The organism is Flavobacterium sp. UBA6195 (assembly GCF_002422095.1).
In the GTDB taxonomy this organism is placed as follows: domain Bacteria; phylum Bacteroidota; class Bacteroidia; order Flavobacteriales; family Flavobacteriaceae; genus Flavobacterium.
In genome coordinates this window covers 1-4,133 of the sequence record NZ_DITB01000026.1, presented here as the reverse complement: position 1 = coordinate 4,133, position 4,133 = coordinate 1, and the positions used below count along the sequence as shown (strand labels likewise).

Annotated in this window: 7 protein-coding genes; 5 read left to right on the top strand and 2 right to left on the bottom strand. The window is 32.0% G+C overall.

The features are described from left to right. The 4 genes from B4I81_RS01970 to B4I81_RS01955 form a co-directional block, all read left to right on the top strand. Positions 1-562: T9SS type B sorting domain-containing protein (locus B4I81_RS01970; RefSeq protein ID WP_291106841.1), on the top strand; the 562-nt coding region annotated here is incomplete at its 5' end. 2 nt (positions 563-564) lie between these two features. Beyond that, positions 565-1,314, top strand: a complete 750-nt coding sequence (locus B4I81_RS01965) for an enoyl-CoA hydratase/isomerase family protein (RefSeq protein WP_291106839.1) — start codon at positions 565-567, stop codon at positions 1,312-1,314. A 2-nt stretch (positions 1,315-1,316) separates the two neighbouring features. Beyond that, entirely contained in the window at positions 1,317-1,484 is a 168-nt protein-coding gene (locus B4I81_RS01960; protein WP_291106837.1) for a hypothetical protein, read from the top strand. A 16-nt stretch (positions 1,485-1,500) separates the two neighbouring features. Continuing rightward, positions 1,501-1,953: a 6-pyruvoyl trahydropterin synthase family protein gene (locus B4I81_RS01955; RefSeq protein ID WP_291106835.1), complete on the top strand. Its 453-nt coding sequence runs from the start codon at positions 1,501-1,503 to the stop codon at positions 1,951-1,953. A 28-nt stretch (positions 1,954-1,981) separates the two neighbouring features. Here the strand turns inward: B4I81_RS01955 and B4I81_RS01950 are convergent, their stop codons facing one another. Continuing rightward, on the bottom strand, positions 1,982-2,782 hold the full coding sequence (locus B4I81_RS01950; protein WP_291106833.1) for a TIGR00266 family protein: 801 nt from the start codon (positions 2,780-2,782) through the stop codon (positions 1,982-1,984). Positions 2,783-3,052: 270 nt separating this feature from the next. After that, positions 3,053-3,487, bottom strand: a complete 435-nt coding sequence (locus B4I81_RS01945; protein ID WP_291106831.1) for a TerB family tellurite resistance protein — start codon at positions 3,485-3,487, stop codon at positions 3,053-3,055. Between the two features lie 138 nt (positions 3,488-3,625). Here B4I81_RS01945 and B4I81_RS01940 point away from each other — a divergent pair. Then, the coding region (locus B4I81_RS01940) for a HupE/UreJ family protein (protein WP_291106829.1) at positions 3,626-4,133 on the top strand (508 nt) is incomplete at its 3' end.

The window sequence follows — 4,133 nt, the reverse complement described above, 5'->3', positions numbered from 1 at the left end:
TTATTCAGTTGTTGTTACCAATAATATAACTAATTGTTCGGAAACGGATACTATTACAGCAACTTTTTCTTCCGAACCCCAGTCTGTTTTTGCTACTTTGTTAACTCCAGCATTCTCAACAGGATTGGCTGCAATTGAAGTAACTGCAGTTGGAGGTTTTGGAGAATATGAGTATAGTTTGAACGCTATTGATTGGCAATCAAGCCCTATTTTTACAGATTTACCTAATGGATCTTATTCAGTATATGTAAGAGATATTCAAGGGTGTGGACTATTGCAAACCAATTTGATTCAAACTATAAATTACAATAATTATTTTACACCTAATAATGACGGTTATAACGATAAATGGAATATTTATTTACCTGAATCATACGAAGGGGTAATCCACATTTACGATAGGTATGGTAAATTATTAAAACAAATTAGTCCATATGGGGAAGGATGGGATGGAACTTATAATGGGAATATACTACCATCAACAGATTATTGGTTTAAAGTAGAATATGTAGAAAATAATATAAAGAAAGAATTTAAATCACATTTCAGTCTAAAAAGATAATAATGGAATTAGGCTCAATTAAAACAGAAATCGCAAACAATATTGCAAAAGTTACATTCTCACAAGTAGCAAGTAACTCTTTTCCAAGTTCATTGCTTCAACAATTAACAAGTGAATTACAATCATTAAATCAAAATGAAGAAGTTGCCGTCATTGTTCTCCAAAGTCAAGGAAACGGAGCTTTTTGTGCTGGTGCCTCTTTTGATGAATTAATTGCGATTTCTAATTATGAAGAAGGGAGTGATTTTTTCTCTGGATTTGCCAATGTTATCAACGCTATGCGAAAATGTTCCAAATTAATTATTGGAAGAATTCATGGTAAGGCTGTTGGTGGTGGTGTTGGTTTAGCAGCCGCTTGTGACTATACTTTTGCAACAATAAAAAGTGATATTAAATTGTCGGAAATAGCTATTGGAATTGGACCTTTTGTTATAGAACCAGTGGTTAGTAGAAAATTAGGCAAAACTTCCTTAGCCCAAATGGCATTAACTCCTACAGAATGGAAATCGGCTACTTGGGCATTCGAAAAAGGCTTATATTCTGAGATTTTTGATACTATTCAAGATTTAGATATTAGACTAGAAGATTATATTAATGAACTTGCAAAATACAACATTGAAGCATTAGCCGAAATGAAAAAAGTACTTTGGGAAGGAACCGATAATTGGGACAGCTTACTTTATGATAGAGCTGCTATTTCTGGTCGATTGGTTTTATCAGATTTTACAAAAAAAGCATTAAAAAAATTTTAAAAATGATAAATTTAATTCTTTTTCTTCAACAAGTTAGTGTCGAACAGAAGTTGAAAGATGCACCAGACGGCCAATATCAAATAGGCGTATTAATAGGATCGTTTATCCCTTTTGTTGTGTTAGTAGGAATTGCCTATATACTATACAGCAGAGCAAAAAAGAAAGAATAAAATAAAAAAACAAATTATGTCAAACATACGTATTACCAAACAATTTAATTTTGAAACTGGACATGCACTTTACGGATATGATGGAAAATGTAAAAATGTTCATGGCCATAGTTACAAATTATCCGTAACAGTAATTGGAAAACCTATTGAAGATACTTCCAATGTAAAATATGGAATGGTGATAGATTTTGGTGATTTAAAAAAAATTGTAAAAGAGCAAATTGTTGATGTGTTTGATCATGCTACTGTTTTTAATAAAAACACCCCACACATAGAATTAGCCCATGAATTAAAAACAAGAGGCCATCATGTTATTTTAGTAGAATACCAGCCTACTAGTGAAAATATGGTGATTGATTTTTCAAATAAAATTAAAAACTTATTGCCTCCAAACATAAAATTACATTCACTACGCTTACAAGAAACCGAGTCTTCTTTTGCAGAATGGTATGCAAGTGATAATGAATAACAAAAGAGCTTAAAAGCTCTTTTTGTTATTAAAATCGGTTATCCCCGTCTAGCATTCTTCCTAACCCACCTAAAAGACTTCCTTCTTCTCTATTTCCACCGTTTTGAGGAGCGCTTGCGTAAATTCTTCCGGCTAATCTACTAAATGGTAACGATTGAACATAAACGGTTCCCGGTCCGCGAAGTGTTGCAAAGAAAACACCTTCCCCACCGAAAATGGTGTTTTTAATTCCGCCAACGAACTCAATATCGTAATCTACATCTTTAGTAAAACCTACTAAACATCCTGTATCAACGCGAAGTAATTCACCTAGTTGCAATTCTTTTTTAGCCAAAGTTCCACCTGAATGCACAAACGCCATTCCGTCTCCTTCAACCTTTTGCATAATGAAACCTTCACCACCAAATAATCCGGTTCCGATTTTTTTAGTGAATTCGATTCCAACAGAAACGCCTCTTGCAGCGCATAAAAATGAATCTTTCTGACAAATGAATTTTCCACCTAATTGTTGTAAATCAATAGGTACAATTTTCCCCGGATAAGGAGAAGCAAAAGATACTTTTCGTTTTCCGAAATCTTGGTTTTGATAAGCTGTCATGAACAAACTTTCACCTGTTAAAACACGTTTACCTGCTGATAACAATTTACCAAAAATACCTTGTTGTTGGTCTTGACTTCCATCGCCAAAAATAGTTTCCATTTTGATGCCATTTTCCATCATCATAAAACTTCCGGCTTCGGCAACCACTACTTCTTGTGGGTCTAATTCAATTTCAACATATTGCATTTCTTCACCATAAATATGGTAATCTATTTCGTGTGCTCTCATATATTTTATTTTTTTAATTAGTCGAGCAGACAAAAGAAATGTTACTGTGAAAATTTTCAAATTATTCTTTAACCCATTTTAACGTAGTAGTACTTTCAGGAAGATGAACAAAAAACTTTTATAAAATAAAAATGTAATTATATTCTTAAACTTTAAAAAAATTAACATTTTAAACTTTTTGTAATCGCATGAAAAACAGCGTGTTTGTTAGGACAAAAAAAAGCACAAACTCATTCGAATTTGTGCTTTTGTATTTTAAAACAGTTTCAATTATCTGTTCATGTGTTGCATTTCGTAAGTGAACGTGTCTAAATCCACATTCATATCTACTAATTTTAAGGCTTTATCTACGATATAACCTACATTTCCTGGAGTAAATCCTAAAGCTAAAGCATATTTTTTTAATAAATCTTGTTCTTTGTCACCCGTAACATGCTCATCAGCATATACCATTCTAGATAAATCATATAAACGCTCTAAACGATGTGTATGCAATAAAGGCGGGTTTACAGGGTATTTTAAAGGATTTTCTAAAATTTCTTCATATTCTGCTTGAGAAATTTCTAATTTGATAGCTAATTTATCTAAGAAGTGTTTTTCTTCTGGACCAATAATACCATCAGACAAAGCTACTCTTACAATTGCTGAAAAATGACCCTTATTTCTATTTCTAAAACCGCTATCGAATAAATCTGAAATTGACATGTTGTTTGTTTTTTTGTTAGAGCAAAATTAAACAAAAAATCCATTTTTTTCAACAATTTCGTGTGCTTTTGTGATACAGAATTTGGAAACATTTAAAAATAAATCGTAAGTTTGAAAATCCCCAAATAAATTGTAGTTATGTCAGAATTTTGGATGTATTTTAATATTGGTCTTAAACATGTGTTAGACATTAATGCATATGACCACGTTTTATTTTTAATGGCTTTAGTAATTCCGTATGCCTTTAAAGATTGGAAAAATGTCTTTGTTTTGGTATCGCTTTTTACCATCGGACATACGTTAGCTTTACTATTGTCGGTTTATGGAGTGGTTCAAATTCAAGTTATTTTAATAGAGTTTCTAATTCCTATCACTATATTGGTAACAGCCACTTTTCACCTTTTTACTGCAGGAAAATCAGCTAAAAAAGACAATATTACTTTTGAATCAATAGTAACGTTGTTCTTTGGAATTATTCACGGACTTGGTTTTTCAAATTATTTTAAGACAATTTTACCAGGTGATGCCTCCGATAAATTACTACCTTTATTAGAGTTTGCATTAGGAATTGAAGCGGCTCAAATTATTGTAGTAATAGCAGTGTTGACTTTGTCTTATGTGGTGCAAACTTTTTTCCGTTTTTCAA

Bases quoted from the DNA above. Each gene is read 5' to 3' on its own strand.
- B4I81_RS01965 (WP_291106839.1), top strand. From the start codon at position 565: ATGGAATTAGGCTCAATTAAAACAGAAATCGCAAACAATATTGCAAAA.
- B4I81_RS01960 (WP_291106837.1), top strand. From the start codon at position 1,317: ATGATAAATTTAATTCTTTTTCTTCAACAAGTTAGTGTCGAACAGAAG.
- B4I81_RS01955 (WP_291106835.1), top strand. From the start codon at position 1,501: ATGTCAAACATACGTATTACCAAACAATTTAATTTTGAAACTGGACAT.
- B4I81_RS01950 (WP_291106833.1), bottom strand. From the start codon at position 2,782: ATGAGAGCACACGAAATAGATTACCATATTTATGGTGAAGAAATGCAA.
- B4I81_RS01945 (WP_291106831.1), bottom strand. From the start codon at position 3,487: ATGTCAATTTCAGATTTATTCGATAGCGGTTTTAGAAATAGAAATAAG.